The sequence below is a fragment of the Streptomyces sp. NPDC033177 genome, assembly GCF_055577715.1.
Genome location: NZ_JBVIPS010000009.1, coordinates 54298 through 72654 on the forward strand (window position 1 = coordinate 54298; position 18357 = coordinate 72654).

Below are 18357 nucleotides of genomic sequence, written 5' to 3' on the forward strand. Positions count from 1 at the left end.
GAGCACGCCGTCGTCCGCTCACCGCCGGTCGGAGCAGCCGGAGGTGCCCATGAGTGCGGAGGCTACAAACCCTGCGATGTCTGGCCCCGTAACGCCCGGAGCCCAGCGCAGGCGCGGTCGTCCGCGGCTTGACCTGCGAAGGCTCGGCCGGGCAGCCCTCCTGGGGCCCGGCACGCGGGACCGGTTGCCGGACGCGATCGGCCATGTGGCGGAAGCCCACCGCGCCCACTACCCGGACGCGGATCTGGAGCCCCTGCGGCGCGCGTGGGTCCTCGCGGAGTCCTCCCACCGCGGCCAGATGCGCAAGAGCGGTGAGCCGTACATCACACATCCGCTCGCGGTGACCCTGATCCTCGCCCAACTGGGCGCCGAGACCACCACCTTGACCGCGTCCCTGCTCCACGACACCGTCGAGGACACCGATGTGACGCTCGATCAGGTGCGCACGGAATTCGGCGACGACGTCTGCTATCTGGTCGACGGCGTCACGAAGCTGGAAAAGGTCGACTACGGAGCAGCCGCCGAGCCCGAGACCTTCCGCAAGATGCTCGTGGCCACCGGCAACGACGTACGCGTCATGTCGATCAAGCTGGCCGACCGTCTGCACAACATGCGCACGCTCGGCGTCATGCGCCCCGAGAAACAGGCCCGGATCGCCAAGGTGACGCGGGACGTGCTCATCCCCCTCGCCGAACGCCTCGGCGTACAGGCGCTCAAGACCGAGCTGGAGGACCTCGTGTTCGCCATCCTCCACCCGGAGGAGTACGCCGAGGTCGAGAGGCTGATCGCGGCCAACGCGGCCGACGGCGGCGACCCGCTGGAAGGAACGGCGGACGACGTCCGGGCGGTGCTGCGTGAGGCGGGCATCGCGGCCGAAGTCCTCATCAGGCCACGGCACTACGTCTCGGTCCACCGGGTGCACCGCAAACGCGGCGAGATGCGCGCGGCCGACTTCGGGCGGCTCCTGGTCCTGGTGAACGAGGACGCGGACTGTTACGGAGTGCTCGGCGAGCTGCACACCTGCTTCACGCCGGTGGTCTCGGAGTTCAAGGACTTCATCGCCGTACCGAAGTTCAACCTCTACCAATCGCTGCACACGGCCGTGGCCCGCCCGGACGGTGAGGTCGCCGAAGTCCTCATCCGTACGCACCAGATGCACAAGGTCGCCGAGGCGGGCGTCGTCGCGCTGCGCAATCCGTACGCTCCTCCTTCGGAGGAGCAGTCCGACGCGGCCGCCGAGGCCCCTTCCGAGGACGCCGTGGAGGGCGAGCGCGCCGACCCGACCCGGCCCGGTTGGCTCTCCCGACTGCTCGACTGGCAGGAAGCGGCCCCCGACCCCGACACGTTCTGGTCCACCCTCCGCGAGGACCTCGCCCAGGACCGGGAGATCGCCGTCTTCCGCCCCGACGGCGGCACCCTCGGACTGCCCGCGGGCGCGAGCTGCGTGGACGCCGCCTACGCCCAGTACGGCGAGGACGCCCACGCCTGCATCGGCGCACGGGTCAACGGACGCCTCGCCACGCTGAGCACCGTCCTGCGGGACGGTGACACGGTCCAGCTGCTCATGGGGCAGGACGCGGCGTCCGGGCCCTCCCGCGAGTGGCTCGACCACGCCCGCACGCCCGGCGCCCGGATCGCCATCCGGCGCTGGTTGACCACCCACCCCACGCCCGCGGCGCCGGCCCCGACCCCCGAGAAGACGGCCCCCCCGCCGCAGGCCGCCGACTTCCCGCGTCCCGCTGCGGCGAACGCCGTGGTGGACAGGGAAGGCGCGACCGTACGCCTCGCCGGCTGTTGTACGCCGGTGCCGCCCGACGAGGTGACCGCCTTCGCCGTACGCGGCGGGGTCGTCACCGTGCACCGCGTCGAGTGTCCGGCCGTCGCGCGCATGAAGGAAGTGGGGCGTGCGGAGGTCGGCGTGCGCTGGGGAGACAGCGCGGAGTGCCGGGTCACCTTGATCGCCGAGTCGTTCGGGCGGGCGCATCTGCTGGCCGACCTCACCGAAGCCATCGCCCTGGAGGGCGTCGAGGTCATGTCGGCGACCGTCGAGCCGCCGAGCCAGCAGCGCGTGCGCCACACGTACACGCTGCAACTGCCGGACGCGGCGCACCTTCCGGGACTGATGCGCGCGATGCGTGCGGTGCCCGGTGTGTACGACGTCAGCCGCGCCCAGCACCCGGCGGCAGCGACTTCGTAGAAGACGACTCGGGCACCGGCGTCGTATCGGCCGTCTACTGACGACCCGTTCGAGTGGCATGACGCGCGCCGACACCGGTGGGGAAGCCTCGCGCTGATAGCGGTAGTTCATGCTGCTCACCCCCCGGGTCAAGGCCTCGCGGCCGAGGACTCTCCGCATCGCGACCGCTCTCCTGGCCGCGGCCACCTCCGCCACCCTTCTCGCCGCGAGTGCGCCCTCACCGGCCACACCGCTCGGCATCGGCGACCGCCTCTTCCCGCACCTGGGCAATCCCGGGTACGACGTCATGGCGTACGACATCGCCTTCACCTACCGCGGCGACAACAAGAAGCCGCTCGACGCCGTCACGGTGATCGACGCCCGTGTGAGCGAGCCGCTGGAGCGGGTCAACCTCGACTTCGCCCACGGAAAGGTCCGCTCCGCCGAGGTCAACGGCGCACCCGCCCGTTTCGAGACCACCGGTGAGGACCTGGTCGTCACGCCGTCCCGCCCGCTGAACCGGGGCGAGCGGATGCGGGTCACCGTCCGGCACACCAGTGACCCCGCGCCCACGAAGGACCAGGACGGTGGCTGGGTGCCCACCGCCGACGGGCTCGCCATGGCCAACCAGGCCGATGCCGGGCACCGCGTGTTCCCGTGCAACGACCACCCCGCCGACAAGGCGCTCTTCACGTTCCGTGTGACCACCCCGAAGGGGCTCACCGCCGTCGCCAACGGCCTGCCTGTCGCCACGGCACATATGGGACCCACCACGACCCGGGTCTTCCGCACCCACCACCCCATGGCGACGGAACTGGCGCAGGTGTCCATCGGCCGCTCCACCGTGGTCCACCGCTCCGGGCCGCACGGCCTCCCCGTACGCGATGTGGTGCCCACCAAGGACCGCAAGGCGATGGAGCGCTGGTTGAAGAAGACGCCGGACCAGATCCGCTGGATGGAGGAGAAGGTCGGCCGCTACCCCTTCGAGGCGTACGGCGTGCTGATGGCACAGGCACGGACCGGCTTCGAACTCGAGACGCAGACCCTCTCCCTCTTCGAGAGCGACCTGTTCAAGCGGCCCGAGTACCCCGAGTGGTACGTCGACTCGATCATGGTGCATGAGCTGGCGCACCAGTGGTTCGGCGACAGCGTGAGCCCGCGGTCCTGGTCCGATCTCTGGCTCAACGAAGGGCACGCCACCTGGTACGAGGCCCTCTTCGCCGAGGAGAAGTCGAAGAAGCCCCTCCAGAAGCGGATGCGTGAGGCCTACCGGCAGTCGGACAGCTGGCGCGCGGCCGGCGGGCCGCCGGCCGCACCGAAGGGACCCGCGCCGGGCCAGAAGATCAGCATCTTCCGACCGGTGGTGTACGACGGCAGCGCGCTGGTGCTCTACGCGCTGCGGCAGGAGATCGGGCAGGACGACTTCGACCGTCTGGAGCGCGATTTCGTGCGCACCTACCGGGACGGGAACGCGACGACCGCGGACTTCGTGCGGCTCGCCTCGTCGACCGCGGGCCGCGATCTGAGCGGCTTCTTCGACGCCTGGCTGTACGGCGCGAAGACGCCGCCGATGCCGGGCCACCCGGACTGGCGTAAGGCGGCTCCCGCAGGGAAATAACCTGGGTGACGAGACGGGCCGTTCCGTGCAACCATCTTCAGGTCGGCGCCGCTGCGGCACAGGGAAAACCCCTCGGGGGAATCTCAGGGCCCGCACCGGCCGGCCCGGGGAATCTCGGGACGGCCCCGAGCGTTGACGCCTATGAAGAATCCCATCGACGTAAGGATCCAATGACCTCCTCTTCTTCCCCTTCCCAGGACGCGCAGAACCTCGCGCAGAACTACCCCGAAGGTCTTCGGGCCGATGCCCTGATGGAAGAGGACGTCGCCTGGAGCCACGGACACGACGGAGAGCGGGACGGCGAACAGTTCGACCGCTCCGAGCGCGCGGCTCTGCGCCGCGTCGCCGGACTCTCCACCGAGCTCGAGGACGTCACCGAGGTCGAGTACCGACAGCTCCGTCTGGAGCGAGTGGTGCTCGTCGGAGTGTGGACCTCGGGCACAGTGCAGGACGCGGAGAACTCGGTCGCCGAGCTGGCCGCACTCGCCGAGACGGCGGGCGCGCTCGTGCTCGACGGCGTCATCCAGCGCCGCGACAAGCCCGACCCGGCGACGTACATCGGATCCGGCAAGGCCCAGGAGCTGCGCGACATCGTCCTCGAGACCGGGGCCGACACCGTCGTGTGTGACGGTGAGCTGAGCCCTGGCCAGCTGATTCACCTGGAAGACGTCGTCAAGGTCAAGGTGGTCGACAGGACCGCCCTGATCCTCGACATCTTCGCCCAGCACGCCAAGTCCCGAGAGGGCAAGGCGCAGGTCGCCCTTGCCCAGATGCAGTACATGCTCCCGCGCCTTCGTGGCTGGGGTCAGTCGCTCTCCCGTCAGATGGGCGGCGGCGGATCCAGCGGTGGCGGCGGCATGGCGACCCGTGGTCCCGGTGAGACCAAGATCGAGACGGACCGCCGTCGGATCCGCGAGAAGATGGCGAAGATGCGCCGGGAGATCGCGGACATGAAGACGGGCCGCGAGATCAAGCGCCAGGAGCGCAAGCGCAACAAGGTGCCGTCGGTCGCGATCGCCGGTTACACGAACGCGGGCAAGTCCTCCCTGCTCAACCGCCTCACGGGCGCGGGTGTCCTGGTGGAGAACTCCCTGTTCGCCACCCTCGACCCGACCGTGCGCCGGGCCGAGACGCCGAGCGGCCGGATCTACACCCTGGCCGACACCGTCGGGTTCGTACGGCACCTGCCGCACCACCTCGTCGAGGCGTTCCGTTCGACAATGGAGGAGGTCGGCGAGTCCGACCTGATCCTGCACGTGGTGGACGGTTCGCACCCGGTGCCGGAGGAGCAGCTGGCCGCCGTGCGCGAGGTGATCCGCGATGTGGGCGCGACGGACGTGCCCGAGATCGTGATCGTCAACAAGGCGGACGCGGCCGATCCGCTGGTCCTCCAGCGGCTCCTGCGCAACGAGAAGCACGCGATCGCGGTCTCCGCGCGCACGGGCGCGGGCATCGAGGAGCTGCTCGCGCTGATCGACACCGAACTGCCCCGGCCCGAGGTCGAGATCGAGGCCCTCGTGCCGTACACCCAGGGCCAGCTCATCTCGCGTGCGCACGCCGAGGGCGAGGTGCTCTCCGAGGAGCACACCGCCGAGGGCACACTGCTCAAGGCGAAGGTGCACCCGGAACTGGCGGCGGATCTCGCGCCGTACGTGCCGGTCGCGGGCTGAACGCAGGCCCCTGAAGGCGCCGTTCGCGAGGCACACATGACGAAGGCCCGTCCCCCCACTCGTAGGGGGACGGGCCTTCGCCGTGTCAGATGCGAGGTGCGGCGGTCGCCCGCCGTGCGGCTACTGGGAGCCGTACTTCTCGCTCATCATGTCGTAGACCTGCTCGGCGCCCTTGCCGAGCTGCGGACCGGCCAGCCAGGTGTTCTCGGCCGGGCCGATCGAGGTGTTCGAGACCAGCTGCGTCTTGCCGCCCACCATCCGGAACCAGCCGCCACCGGACGAACCGCCGGTCATGGTGCAGCCGATGCGGTACATCGTCGGCTGGGCGGAAGTCAGCGAGAGACGGCCCGGCTTGTCGATGCACTTGTGCATGATCTGGCCGTTGTACGGGGGAGCGGCGGGGTAACCCCAGGCGCCCATCGAGCTCACACTCTGCGTCGACGGCACCGAGAAGTCCACCGCGAGCGCGTTGCCGACCGTCTCCTCGAGGGACTTAGATCCCTGCTCCGGCTTCACGTGCATCACGGCGTAGTCGTACGGAGCGCCGGCGCCGCCCGACGAGGCGCCCTGGTCGATCCACTCGGCGGAGGTGGAGACCCAGTCGGCCCAGTACTGGCCGTAGGGGGCGACTTCCTGCGGAGCCGCGTTGCTCAGCTCGGCCTCGGACTTGCCGAGGTCGTTGTAGGCCGGCACGAAGGTGATGTTGCGGTACCAGCCACCGGCGGAACCGGCGTGCACGCAGTGGCCCGCGGTCCACACGAGATTGGACTTGCCCGGGTTGCGCGGGTCCTTCACGACGGTGCCGGAGCAGACCATCGAGCCCTCGGGGGAGTCGAAGAAGATCTTCCCGACCGGGGCGGCGTTCTTGTGGTACGGGGTCTTCTCGCGCTTGGCCTGGACCGGAGCCGGCTCGGGGTCGGTCGCACCCTGGTCGGAAGGTGCGTCCTTCGCGGCGATCGTCTTGTTCGGGTCCTTGGCCTTCTTCATCCGCTCGGGCTTCCAGAGGCCCTCGATGACGGGATTGACGAAGTCCTTGGACTCGCGGAGCCAGTCGTCCTTGTCCCAGTTCTTCCAGGCCCCGTCCTTCCACTTGTCCGGGTCGATGCCGTGGTCCTTCAGCTTGTCGGCGATGTCGCCGGGCAGCTTGGCATCGGAGCCCGTGTCGGTGTCGGAACCCTTGTCGGCGCCCTGCGCGGTGTCGGAAGCGGCCTTTTCGCCGGCCTTGTCGTCGCTGGGGCCGCAGGCCGTGGCGGTGAGTGCCAGAGTCGCGGCGAGCCCGGTCGCGGCGAGTGCGAGGCGTCGCCCGCGACTGCGCGCGAAGGGCGCACGTATGGAACGCATGTTGTGGTAACCCCCGAATTGAACGCGTGATTGCTGCAAATGCCATGTACTTGTCATGTGCGGGTGAGGGAGCTCCGGGAGCTCCCCGCCGACGCAACACCTCACTATGCCTGTGCGATTGAGGACGAATGACGGCGGGGTCGTGAAGGTTTGCGGCGACCCCGCCGTCGTACATCAAGCGTCATCACGTGCAGGCCATTACGTTCTGGCCATTACGTGTCGGCCACTCCGTGAGGGCTACTTGTCGGCGTACTTCTTGCTCACCGCGTCGTAGATGCCCTCGGCACCCTTGCCGAGCCGCGGACCTGCCAGCCAGCCCGCCGTCACCGGGCCGATGGATGTGTTGGACACCAGGGCGGGCTTGCCGTCCGAGCCCTCGGCGACCCAGCCGCCGCCGGACGAACCACCGGTCATCGTGCAGCCGATGCGGTACATCGTGGGGTCGGGCTTGCTGATCGAGAGCCGACCCGGCTTGTCGGCGCACTGGAACGCCTTCTGGCCGTCGAACGGCGGGGCCGCCGGGTAGCCGGTCGCCGTCATGTCGGCGATCTGCGGCACGGCCGGGGCGTTGAAGTCCACCGGGAGCGCCGAACCGACCTGCTCCTCGAGCGACTGGCCCTCGCTGCCCTTCTCAGGCGTGACGTGGATGACCGCGTAGTCGTACGGCGCGCCCGTGCCGCCCGTCGGGCCACCCTTCTCGATCCACTGGTCGGAGGTCTGTGCCCAGTCACCCCACCACACGCCGTGCGGAGCCACCTCTTCCTTGGGGGCGTTCTGCAGCTCGGCGGCCGACTTGCCGCTGTTGTTGTACGAGGGCACGAAGGCGATGTTGCGGTACCAGCCGCCCTTGGCGCCGGCGTGCACGCAGTGACCCGCGGTCCACACCATGTTGGACTTGCCCGGGTTCGCCGGGTCCTCGACGACGGTGGCCGAGCAGACCATCGAGCCTTCGGGGCCGTCGAAGAACAGCTTGCCCGAGGCCGGAGCACTGGCGTCGTACGGCGTCTTCAGGGCCGCCGCTTCCACCGGCTCGGGCGTCGGGTCGGTCACGCCCTGGTCACCGGAGATGTCGTTCTCCTCGACGCCGCGGTCGGGGTTCTTGTCCGCGTCCCGCATGCGGTCCGAGTCCCACAGGCCCTCGATGATCGGGTTGACGTAGTCACCGGCCTCGCGGAGCCAGTCGTCCTTGTCCCAGTTCTTCCAGGCCCCGTCCCGCCACTTGTCCAGGTCGATGCCGTGCTCCTTGAGCCGGTCCTGGAGGTCCTGCGGGAGCTTGACCTTGCCGTCGTCGTTGGCGCCGTCGGCGGGCTGGGAGGCGGCCGGATCGTCGCCCGCGTTGTCCTCGCTCGGGCCACAGGCCGTCGCGGTCAGAACGAGTGCCGCGCCGATGGCGACAGCGGCCGCCACGGGGGATGTCCTGCCGCGCGCGCTCTTCCCACGACGAGCGGTATTGAGCGGGCGTATGGGTCGCATAGTAGAGATTCCCCCTGGGCTTCGAGATCGTTCACATGCCGGACACCGCGTGCGACACGGGGCGTTGAGCACCGAAATCGCGTGGCGCTGCGCACCCCTGCCGCGGATGAACGGCACCCCACACTATGCCGGTGCCATAGGGGACAGCCGACGGAACGGCAACGGTTCCGTCACGGCAAGGATCTTCCGATGACCCGTGTTCCTCCGCAGCCCCCGTCGTTGGTACGTACGGGGGAGTGGCTGCCTGTGCTCATCTCCCCTGCCAACTCGTCGGCGCGCTCGCCCAGTTCGCGTGGGAAGCGCCCATTCCCAGCGGGAGGACCAACAGTCGTGGCCGTGACCGAGCCGGCGCCCGCGGCGGTTTCCGCGGGACCCTCCGCTTCCGTCGCTTCCGTGGGGCACTCCGCAGCACACGAGGGGATCCTGCGACGCCAGTCGGCGCGCGAGTCGGCCGCGCGCACCTATGCGCGCGCCCTGCCGATCGTTCCGGTACGCGCGCGCGGCCTGACGATCGAGGGTGCCGACGGTCAGCGCTACCTCGACTGCCTCTCGGGCGCGGGGACCCTGGCCCTCGGGCACAACCACCCTGTCGTGCTCGAGGCCATCAGGAAGGTCCTCGACTCGGGGGCGCCGCTGCATGTCCTCGACCTGGCGACGCCGGTCAAGGACGCCTTCACCACCGAGCTGTTCCACACGCTGCCCCGCGAATTCGCCGACCGCGCGCGGATCCAGTTCTGCGGCCCCGCCGGTACGGACGCGGTGGAGGCCGCGCTCAAACTCGTGCGGACGGCGACCGGGCGCGAGGGCATGCTCGCGTTCACCGGCGCCTATCACGGCATGACGGCAGGGGCGCTCTCCGTGTCCGGCGGCGCTCCGGACGTCCGCGTGGCCCGCCTCCCATATCCGCAGGACTACCGCTGCCCGTTCGGCATCGGCGGTGCGGACGGCGCCGAACTCGCGGCCCGCTGGACCGAGAACCTCCTCGACGACACCAAGTCGGGTGTGCCCCGGCCGGCCGGGATGATCCTCGAACCGGTGCAGGGCGAGGGAGGCGTGAACCCGGCCCCCGACGGCTGGATGCGCCGGATGCGCGAGATCACCGCCGCACGCTCCATCCCGCTCATCGCGGACGAGGTCCAGACCGGCGTCGGGCGCACCGGCACCTTCTGGGCCGTCGAGCACAGCGGCGTGGTCCCGGACGTGATGGTGCTGTCCAAGGCCATCGGCGGCAGCCTGCCACTGGCCGTCGTCATCTACCGCGACGACCTCGACGTCTGGCAACCGGGCGCCCACGCGGGAACCTTCCGCGGCAACCAGCTCGCCATGGCAGCGGGCGCGGCCACCCTCGCGTACGTCCGCGAGAACGGCCTCGCGGAACGCGCGGGAGTCCTGGGCACCCGGATGCTCACCCAGTTGCGGTCGCTCGCCACCGAGCATCCCTGTATCGGCGACGTACGCGGCCGAGGCCTGATGATCGGCGTCGAACTCGTGGACCCCGCTGCTGCGAGCGGGACGGACCCGTCCGCTCCTGGTGGAGCGCACCCGGCCGCTTTGAGCGGCACAAGCGCCCCGGACGGTGCCTTGCGCCATGCCCCGCGACCGCTTCCCCCCGCGCCCGAACTCGCCGCCGCGGTGCAAAGCGAATGCCTGCGCCGCGGCCTCATCGTCGAGCTTGGCGGACGGCACTCCAGCGTCGTACGCCTCCTTCCTCCTCTCACCATCACGGACGAGCAGGCGGCCGCGATCCTCGACCGCCTCTCCGACGCGATCTCCGCGGCGGCGCGTCCGTACCACGGATAGCCACACCGGACCCGGGCCGTCCCACGGACGGCCACGAGACAACAGCACAGCTCCAGCCCGTCGCCCCGGAGCCCGAACGACTTCACAAGGAAGCTCTCTTGAACGCCACCCCCGCATCCGACGGTCCACCCCACCCCCACGTGCCAGGCGCGTGCGGCACGCAATCCTCGCTGGTGGCGGAGCCCGGTACGGTCCCCAGGCAGCAGGGAGGCCTGCAGACCGAGCAGCTGCGAGGCGCGACCGCCGATCTCCTGGAACACCCCGATCCGTACACCGCCGCGCAGGTGGCGGCCATCGAGAACCTCCTGCGCTGCTGGGTACGCGAGAACGACTTCCCCGCCCCCGAGCACGGCGCCCTGCGCATCCCGCTCAAGGCCAGCGGCACCGCCCTCCTCGTCCCCGTGTACTACTGGTCGGCCACCGGCTGGCACCGCTTCGGCCTCCCCTATCTGGAAGACGGACCCCAAAGCGCACCCCCGGCCGACGCCGTCACCGTGGCCGCCTTGTTGGGCCGCGAAACGGGCCACAGTGGCAGAACTCCGGACTCGGACGGTGATCCCGACCGCACGGATCCCGGCAGCGACGCGGAAACAGGCACGGTCGCCGACCCCGCAGGCCCTGCCGGTGGCGGCACGGATGACGGTGAGCGGGTCGAGGCAGGGGACCTCGTCGGCCGCGTCGCCGACTCCGTGCGGCGCACCGCCACCTTCATCGCCGACCGCCGGAACAACCCCGGCGACGAGCCCGACCTCTTCCTCGCCGCCGAACAGTCCCTGCTCCTCGGCCACCCCCTGCACCCCACCCCGAAGAGCCGCGAGGGCCTCTCCGACACCGAATCCCGGCTCTACTCACCGGAGTTGCGCGGCGCCTTCGCGCTGCACTGGCTCGCCGTCGACCCCTCGGTGCTCGCCGCGGACTCGGCCTGGACCGAGCGTGGCCGCACCCTCCCGGCCGAGCAGCTCACCGCCCGCCTCGCCGGTCCGGACCTGCCGCTGCCAGAAGGCCACGCCGCCCTGCCCCTGCACCCGTGGCAGATGCGTGAGCTCAGGCACCGCCCCACGACCGCCGCTCTCCTGGAAGCCGGCCTCCTCCAGGACCTCGGCCCCCACGGCGCACCGTGGTACCCGACCTCCTCCGTGCGCACCCTCTACCGCTCCGGCGCCCCGGCCATGCTGAAGCTCTCGCTCGGCCTGCGCATCACCAACTCCCGTCGTGAGAATCTCCGCAAGGAACTCCACCGAGGCGTCGAGGTCCACCGACTGCTGCGCAGCGGCCTCGCCGAGCAGTGGCAGGCGGCCCACCCGGGCTTCGACGTGATCCGCGACCCGGCCTGGCTCGCCGTGACCGGCCCCGACGGCGCACCCGTGACCGGGCTCGACGTGATGATCCGGCACAACCCCTTCGGCCCCGGCGACGACGCCACCTGCATCGCGGGTCTCGTATCGCCCAGGCCGTCACCGCACTCCACGGGGCACGACCGTCCCCCGATGCGCTCCCGGCTCGGCGAGATCGTCACCCGCCTCGCCGGACGGACGGGCCGCCCCCGGGGAGCCGTCGCCACGGAGTGGTTCCTGCGCTACCTGCAGAACGTCGTGCGCCCCGTGCTCTGGCTGGACAGCGAGGCAGGCGTCGCCCTGGAGGCGCACCAGCAGAACACCCTGCTGCTGCTCGACACCGACGGCTGGCCCGTGGGCGGTCGCTACCGCGACAACCAGGGCTACTACTACCGCGAGTCCCGACGCTCCGAACTCGACCGCAGGCTCCCCGGCATCGGCGAGCACAGCGACACCTTCGTGTCCGACGAGGTCGCGGACGAGCGCTTCGCCTACTACCTCGGCATCAACAACGTCCTGGGCCTCATCGGAGCCCTCGGCGCTCAACGCCTCGCCGAAGAACGGCTGTTGCTCGCCGCCTTCCGCCGCTTTCTCGGCGACATCGCCTCCGGCCCGGCCGCACTGAGTACGCCGCTGCCTGCCCTGCTTCTCGACTCACCCGTCCTGCGTTGCAAGGCCAACCTACTCACCCGTCTCCGTGGTCTCGACGAGCTCGTGGGCCCCGTCGACACCCAGTCCGTCTACGTCTCCATCTCCAACCCCCTTCATTCCTGAGGAACATGACCCGCCTTTTCTGAGAGGAGCGACGCCGTGCCTCCGCCTCCCCCCGATGCGAGCACCGACGCCGGTACCGAGTCCGCCGCCGAACCCGTCACCGAGTCCTGTGCCGCCGACAGGGCAGATGTCCAGGACACCTTGGACCTGCGCCTCCCGGACGAACTCATCGCCATGTTCCGCGCGAGCGGCGCGGGCGGCGCCGCCGCCGAAGCGCCGGGTGCGTACGCCGGACGCATCGGGGCCGATGCGCGCACGGCAGTCCGTGCCCCGGCCCCGACAGCCGCCTCGTCAGCCGACGACCTGCTGGACAACGTCGCCGACTGGGGCCCCGCGGCCATTTCAGCCGGTGTCTTTCAACTCGTCCCCGTGCATATCGAACGCGATCTCGCCCTCATCAGCCGGTGGATGAACGACCCAGCCGTGGCCGCATTCTGGGAGCTGGCCGGCCCCGAAGCCGTCACGGAGACGCATCTGCGCGACCAGATCGACGGCGACGGACGCAGCGTTCCCTGCCTCGGTGTCCTTGACGGCACGCCGATGAGCTACTGGGAGGTCTACCGCGCGGACCTCGACGCCTTGGCCCGGCACTATCCGGCCCGCCCGCACGACACCGGTCTTCACCTCCTCATCGGTGGTGTCGCCGACCGCGGCCGAGGGCTCGGCACCGCTCTGCTGAGAGCCGTCGCCGACCTTGTGCTCGACCGCCGCGCCTCATGCGCACGCGTCATCGCAGAACCCGACCTTCGCAACACCCCTTCCGTCTCCGCATTCCTGAGCGCCGGTTTCCGTTACGCCGCCGAAGTGGATCTTTCCGACAAGCGGGCGGCGCTCATGGTCCGTGACCGGGCCCTGCGCGCAGTGCTCTGACCCGCTCACTCTTGGTACACCGCTCGACCTGATCCGGTTCCCTCCCTGAGGAGTCCCCGTGCCGAATCCGTCCGTCCCCCCGACATCCCGAGAGCCGTCAGCTCTCTATGACCCGCCCGAGCTGACCGCGGACAGGTGGGCGACGGCCGGGCGCCGCCTCCTCGCCAAGATGGTCGGTGAGTTCGCCTACGAGGAGATCATCAAGCCGGTCCCCACCGAGCCGCGGAACCCCGGCCCCGCCGCACCGGGCGACCTGGACAGCTACAGCCTCCGGCTCGACGGCGACGGCGACGCTGGCGGTGAGAAGGACCAGGGCCACGACCACGACGCCCCCACCGCAGGCGAACCCCGGCGGCAGACAGCACCCGCACCCCACCTCCTCTTCCGCGCCCGCCGAGGCTCGTACGGCAGTTGGCACGTCGACCCGGCCAGCCTCGCCCTGGCCGAGAGCGAGGGAGCACCGGTCCCCTTCGGCGACCCCCTCCGCTTCCTCACCCGGGCCCGCCGCACCCTGGGAATCGACGGCGCCACGCTCGGCCACCTCATCCGCGAGCTCACCATCACACTCACCGCCGATGCCCGGCTCGATCAGACCGCCTTCACCGCGGCGCAGCTCGCCGACCTCGGGTACGCCGAACTCGAAGGGCATCAGACCGGACACCCCTGGCTCGTCCTGAACAAGGGCCGCATCGGCTTCTCGGCCAGTGACGCCGCCCGCTGGGCGCCCGAGGCCCGCCTCACCGCGCAGCTCCCATGGATCGCGGTCCATGCCGACCTCGCCGCCTACCGAGGCGTCGCAGGCCTGGACACGGCGGAGAAGCTCTACGCACGCGAACTGACGCCCGCCACACGGAAGTTCTTCGCGGACGTTCTCACGGCACGCGGGCTCGACCCGCGCGCCTATCTCTACTTGCCGGTGCATCCGTGGCAGTGGGACGACGTCGTGCTGCCCCTCTTCGCCCCCTCCGTGGCCGAGGGCGCGATCGTGCCGCTGCCCACCGACGGTGATCTGCGGCTGCCCCAGCAGTCCATCCGTACGTTCCTGAATCTGTCCCGTCCCGATCGGCACACCGTCAAGCTGCCGCTGTCGGTCCTGAACACCCTGGTGTGGCGCGGGCTCCCGACCGAGCGCACTCTCGCCGCGCCCGCCGTCACCGCGTGGATGCACGCCCTGCGCGACGCCGACCCCTTCCTGCGTGACGAATGCCGGGTGATCCTGCTCGGCGAGGTCGCTTCGGTGACCGTCGAGCATCCTCTGTACGACGGCCTTCCTGAGGTCCCCTACCAATACAAGGAACTGCTCGGGGCGATCTGGCGCGAACCGATCACCCGGTATCTCGCCCCCGATGAGCGCGCCCGCACGCTCGCCTCCTTGTTGCACACCGATCCGCACGGAAGGGCCTTCGTCGCCGAGCTGGTCGAGCGCTCCGGGCTCGCCCCCGAGGTCTGGCTGCGACACCTCTTCGGTGCTCTGCTTCCTCCGCTGCTGCAATTCCTCTACCGGTACGGCACCGTGTTCTCCCCTCACGGGGAGAATGCCATCGTCGTCTTCGACGACAAGGACGTCCCCGTCCGGCTCGCGGTGAAGGACTTCGTCGACGACATAAATGTCAGCGCCGAGGCCGTTCCCGAACACGCGTCGATGCCGGACGACGTCCGCGACGTCCTGCTCACCGAACGCCCCGACTTCCTCACGCAGTTCATCCATTCAGGGCTCTTCGTGGGTGTCTTCCGCTACCTCGCCCCGCTCTGCCACACACAGCTGGGCATCCCGGAGACGACCTTCTGGTCACTCGTCCGTGCCGAGATCCTCCGCCATCAGGCGCGGGCCCCACAGCTCAAGGAGCGGTACGAGATGTTCGACCTGCTCACGCCGCGCATCGAGCGCCTGTGCCTCAACCGCAACCGGCTGCACCTCGACGGGTACCGGGACCGCCCCGAGCGACCACACGCCGCCGTGCACGGGAGCGTCCCGAACCCTCTGCATCAGCCTTGACCGAGGGATTGTCAGTGGAGACCCGTAGGGTGGTCGCGCTATGACAAAGCCCTCCCTTCCCGAGCTCCTGCACGCCGCCGTCACCGCCGTCGGCGGCACAGAGCGCCCTGGCCAGGTGACGATGGCCGAGACCGTCGCCGAGGCGATCGACGACGGTTCCCATCTGCTGATCCAGGCCGGCACCGGCACGGGCAAGTCCCTCGGCTACCTGGTGCCCGCGCTCGCGCACGGTGAGCGCGTGGTGGTCGCGACGGCCACCCTCGCGCTGCAGCGCCAGCTCGTGGAGCGTGATCTGCCGCGGACGGTGGACGCCTTGCATCCGCTGCTGCGCCGCCGCCCCCAGTTCGCCATGCTCAAGGGCCGCTCGAACTACCTGTGTCTGCACCGCCTCCATGAAGGCGTGCCGCAGGAAGAGGAGGACGGGCCTGGCCTCTTCGACCAGTTCGAGGCCGCTGCCCCCACCAGCAAGCTCGGCCAGGACCTGCTGCGGATGCGCGACTGGGCGGACGAGACCGAGACCGGCGACCGGGACGACCTGACTCCCGGAGTCTCCGATCGTGCCTGGTCCCAGGTCTCGGTCTCCTCCAGGGAATGCCTGGGCGCCACGAAGTGCGCGTACGGAGCGGAATGCTTCGCCGAGGCGGCGCGGGAGCGGGCCAAGCTCGCCGAGGTCGTCGTCACCAACCACGCGCTCCTCGCCATCGACGCCATCGAGGGCGCCCCCGTCCTCCCTCAGCACGAAGTGCTGATCGTGGACGAGGCGCACGAACTGGTCTCCCGGGTGACCGGTGTCGCCACCGGCGAGCTCACCCCGGGCCAGGTCAACCGCGCCGTGCGCCGAGCCGCCAAGCTCGTCAACGAAAAGGCGGCAGACCAGCTCCAGACCGCGTCCGAGGGCTTCGAGCGGGTGATGGAGCTGGCACTCCCGGGCCGCCTGGAGGAGGTCCCGGAGGACCTCGGGTACGCGCTGATGGCTCTGCGTGACGCCGCTCGTACGGTCATCTCTGCCCTCGGTTCCACCCGCGACAAATCGGTCCAGGACGAGGACGCCGTACGCAAACAGGCGCTCGCCTCCGTCGAGACGATCCACGACGTGGCGGAGCGCATCACGAACGGCTCCGAGTGGGATGTCGTCTGGTACGAACGGCATGACCGCTTCGGAGCCTCGCTGCGGGTGGCCCCCATGTCCGTGTCGGGCCTGCTTCGCGAGAAGCTCTTCAGCGATCGCTCGGTCGTCCTCACGTCCGCCACCCTCAAGCTCGGCGGCGACTTCAACGGCGTGGGCGCTTCCCTGGGGCTCGCCCCCGAGGGCACCGAGTCCGAGGACGCCCCGGCCTGGAAGGGCCTCGACGTCGGTTCGCCCTTCGACTATCGCAAGCAGGGAATCCTGTACGTCGCCCAGCACCTGGCCCGGCCGGGTCGCGAAGGCACGCGCAGCGACATGATCGACGAGCTGGCCGAACTGATCGAGGCGGCAGGCGGTCGTACGCTCGGCCTGTTCTCCTCCATGCGCGCCGCTCAGAACGCCGCCGAGGAGCTCCGCGGCCGTCTCGACATGCCCATCCTGCTGCAGGGCGAGGAGACGCTGGGCGAGCTGATCAAGAACTTCGCGGCGGACACGCGGACCTGCCTGTTCGGGACGCTGTCCCTGTGGCAGGGCGTCGACGTGCCGGGCGCCAGCTGCCAGTTGGTGGTCATGGACAAGATCCCCTTCCCGCGCCCCGACGACCCCCTGATGAGCGCTCGCCAGAAGGCGGTGGACGACGGCGGTGGCAACGGCTTCATGGCCATCGCCGCGACCCACGCGGCGCTCCTGATGGCGCAGGGCGCGGGCCGGCTGGTGCGGGCCTCCGCGGACCGTGGAGTGGTCGCCGTCCTGGACCCCCGGCTCGCGACCGCGCGCTACGGCAGCTATCTGAGGGCTTCGCTCCCCGATTTCTGGTACACGACGGACCGCAATCAGGCCCGCCGCTCCTTGGCCGCGATCGATGCGGCCGCCAAGGCGGATCCCAAGCCGAACCCCAAGCCTGACCCCAAGACCAATCCCCAGACGGAGGACGAGGACGAGGCTGCCGAGGTGTAGGAAGGGGCCCGGGCTGGGGCCCGGGCCTGCTCCCCAGGGCTGACGCCCGGGTCCGGTGAACGGCCGCGGACGCAGCAGGGCCCCGGAACCGGCGCAGTTGGTTCCGGGGCCCGGTCAGGGGCGGAGGCTCACACTCGCCGCAGCACCGCCACCACCTTGCCGAGGATCGTGGCCTCGTCACCGGGGATGGGCTGGTACGCGGAGTTATGAGGCAACAGCCACACGTGACCGTCCTCGCGCTTGAACCGCTTCACCGTGGCTTCGCCGTCGAGCATGGCGGCGACGATGTCGCCGTTCTCGGCGACCGGCTGGCGGCGGACCGTGACCCAGTCCCCGTCGCAGATGGCGGCCTCGATCATCGAGTCACCCACGACCTTGAGGACGAAGAGCTCACCGTCACCGACGAGCTGCCGGGGGAGCGGGAAGACGTCCTCCACCGACTCCTCGGCCAGGATCGGGCCACCGGCCGCGATGCGGCCGACCAGTGGGACGTACGAAGCGGCGGGCTTGCCTGCCGTGTCCGTGGGCTGGCTGCTCGGCTGGTCCGAGCCACGCACCTCGTACGCCCGCGGGCGGTGCGGGTCGCGGCGCAGGAAGCCCTTGCGCTCCAGGGCCATCAGCTGGTGAGCGACCGATGAGGTGCTGGAGAGGCCTACCGCCTGCCCGATCTCCCGCATGGACGGCGGGTACCCCCGCCGCTGCACCGAGTCCCTGATGACCTCGATCACGCGGCGCTGCCGGTCCGTCAGCCCTGAGCTGTCGGCGCGGATGCCAGGAGGTCGGCCCGGTAGGGAGCGTGTGGGCTTGGAGCCCTCCTGGTTCGTGGCTGCGTCATTCATGGCATGCACCGGCTCGAGTCGGCTCTGGCGGTCCTGGGCAGTGATGGTGGCGCTGTCTGCGGTGGTGGTCACGTCGGTCGGCCCCTCTCGAGATGTTCTCCCTAGTTAGCCAACGGTAGTTGCTTTCGAAAGGTTGCGCCAAACACACGTTCGAGTGAAAAATCGCAGATCGCCTGTTCTGATCATGCGTCTGGGTGTATGGCTAACGTTCGAGCCGACTGGCATTTCAGTTCATTACGGTACGCTTCACCGCCAGGGCCGGGGCCCCCTCAGTGGGGCTCCCATACTGCCACTCGGCACCCGGTCAACCCCGCACCGCCCCCTTCCCGTGCTGCGCGCGAGATGGGCTCGTACCCTTCCCGACGGGTCGTGGGCGCGCGACA

General features: G+C 70.1%; 11 protein-coding genes. 8 read left to right on the top strand and 3 right to left on the bottom strand.

The window, feature by feature from the left end; genetic code table 11:
• Positions 1 to 49 precede the first annotated feature (49 nt).
• The 3 genes from ACZ5U5_RS28895 (at position 50) to hflX (ending at position 5464) form a co-directional block, all read left to right on the top strand.
• Complete coding sequence (locus ACZ5U5_RS28895) at positions 50 to 2197, top strand: RelA/SpoT family protein (RefSeq protein WP_469027234.1); 2148 nt, start codon at positions 50 to 52, stop codon at positions 2195 to 2197.
• 109 nt (positions 2198 to 2306) lie between these two features.
• The gene (locus tag ACZ5U5_RS28900; protein ID WP_469027237.1) at positions 2307 to 3794 is read left to right on the top strand and encodes a M1 family metallopeptidase; all 1488 of its coding nucleotides are present in this window, start codon (positions 2307 to 2309) and stop codon (positions 3792 to 3794) included.
• Positions 3795 to 3964: 170 nt separating this feature from the next.
• Positions 3965 to 5464, top strand: a complete 1500-nt coding sequence (gene hflX, locus ACZ5U5_RS28905; RefSeq protein ID WP_469027239.1) for a GTPase HflX — start codon at positions 3965 to 3967, stop codon at positions 5462 to 5464.
• 120 nt (positions 5465 to 5584) lie between these two features.
• On the opposite strand, the gene ACZ5U5_RS28910 is transcribed toward hflX, so the two are convergent.
• On the bottom strand, positions 5585 to 6805 hold the full coding sequence (locus tag ACZ5U5_RS28910) for a trypsin-like serine peptidase (RefSeq protein WP_469027242.1): 1221 nt from the start codon (positions 6803 to 6805) through the stop codon (positions 5585 to 5587).
• Positions 6806 to 7042: 237 nt separating this feature from the next.
• Complete coding sequence (locus tag ACZ5U5_RS28915; RefSeq protein WP_469027244.1) at positions 7043 to 8278, bottom strand: trypsin-like serine peptidase; 1236 nt, start codon at positions 8276 to 8278, stop codon at positions 7043 to 7045.
• Positions 8279 to 8608: 330 nt separating this feature from the next.
• Here ACZ5U5_RS28915 and ACZ5U5_RS28920 point away from each other — a divergent pair, with 330 nt between their 5' ends.
• From ACZ5U5_RS28920 to ACZ5U5_RS28940, 5 genes are all read left to right on the top strand, one after another.
• On the top strand, positions 8609 to 10078 hold the full coding sequence (locus tag ACZ5U5_RS28920) for a diaminobutyrate--2-oxoglutarate transaminase family protein (protein WP_469027247.1): 1470 nt from the start codon (positions 8609 to 8611) through the stop codon (positions 10076 to 10078).
• A gap of 98 nt (positions 10079 to 10176) precedes the next feature.
• Entirely contained in the window at positions 10177 to 12186 is a 2010-nt protein-coding gene (locus tag ACZ5U5_RS28925) for an IucA/IucC family protein (protein ID WP_469027250.1), read from the top strand.
• Positions 12187 to 12222: 36 nt separating this feature from the next.
• Positions 12223 to 13056, top strand: coding sequence for a GNAT family N-acetyltransferase (locus ACZ5U5_RS28930; RefSeq protein WP_469027253.1), 834 nt, complete (start codon positions 12223 to 12225; stop codon positions 13054 to 13056).
• A 58-nt stretch (positions 13057 to 13114) separates the two neighbouring features.
• Positions 13115 to 15052, top strand: a complete 1938-nt coding sequence (locus ACZ5U5_RS28935) for an IucA/IucC family protein (protein WP_469027255.1) — start codon at positions 13115 to 13117, stop codon at positions 15050 to 15052.
• 40 nt (positions 15053 to 15092) lie between these two features.
• Positions 15093 to 17135, top strand: a complete 2043-nt coding sequence (locus ACZ5U5_RS28940) for an ATP-dependent DNA helicase (RefSeq protein WP_469027258.1) — start codon at positions 15093 to 15095, stop codon at positions 17133 to 17135.
• A gap of 128 nt (positions 17136 to 17263) precedes the next feature.
• On the opposite strand, the gene lexA is transcribed toward ACZ5U5_RS28940, so the two are convergent.
• Entirely contained in the window at positions 17264 to 18046 is a 783-nt protein-coding gene (gene lexA, locus ACZ5U5_RS28945) for a transcriptional repressor LexA (protein WP_469027261.1), read from the bottom strand.
• Positions 18047 to 18357: the final 311 nt, after the last annotated feature.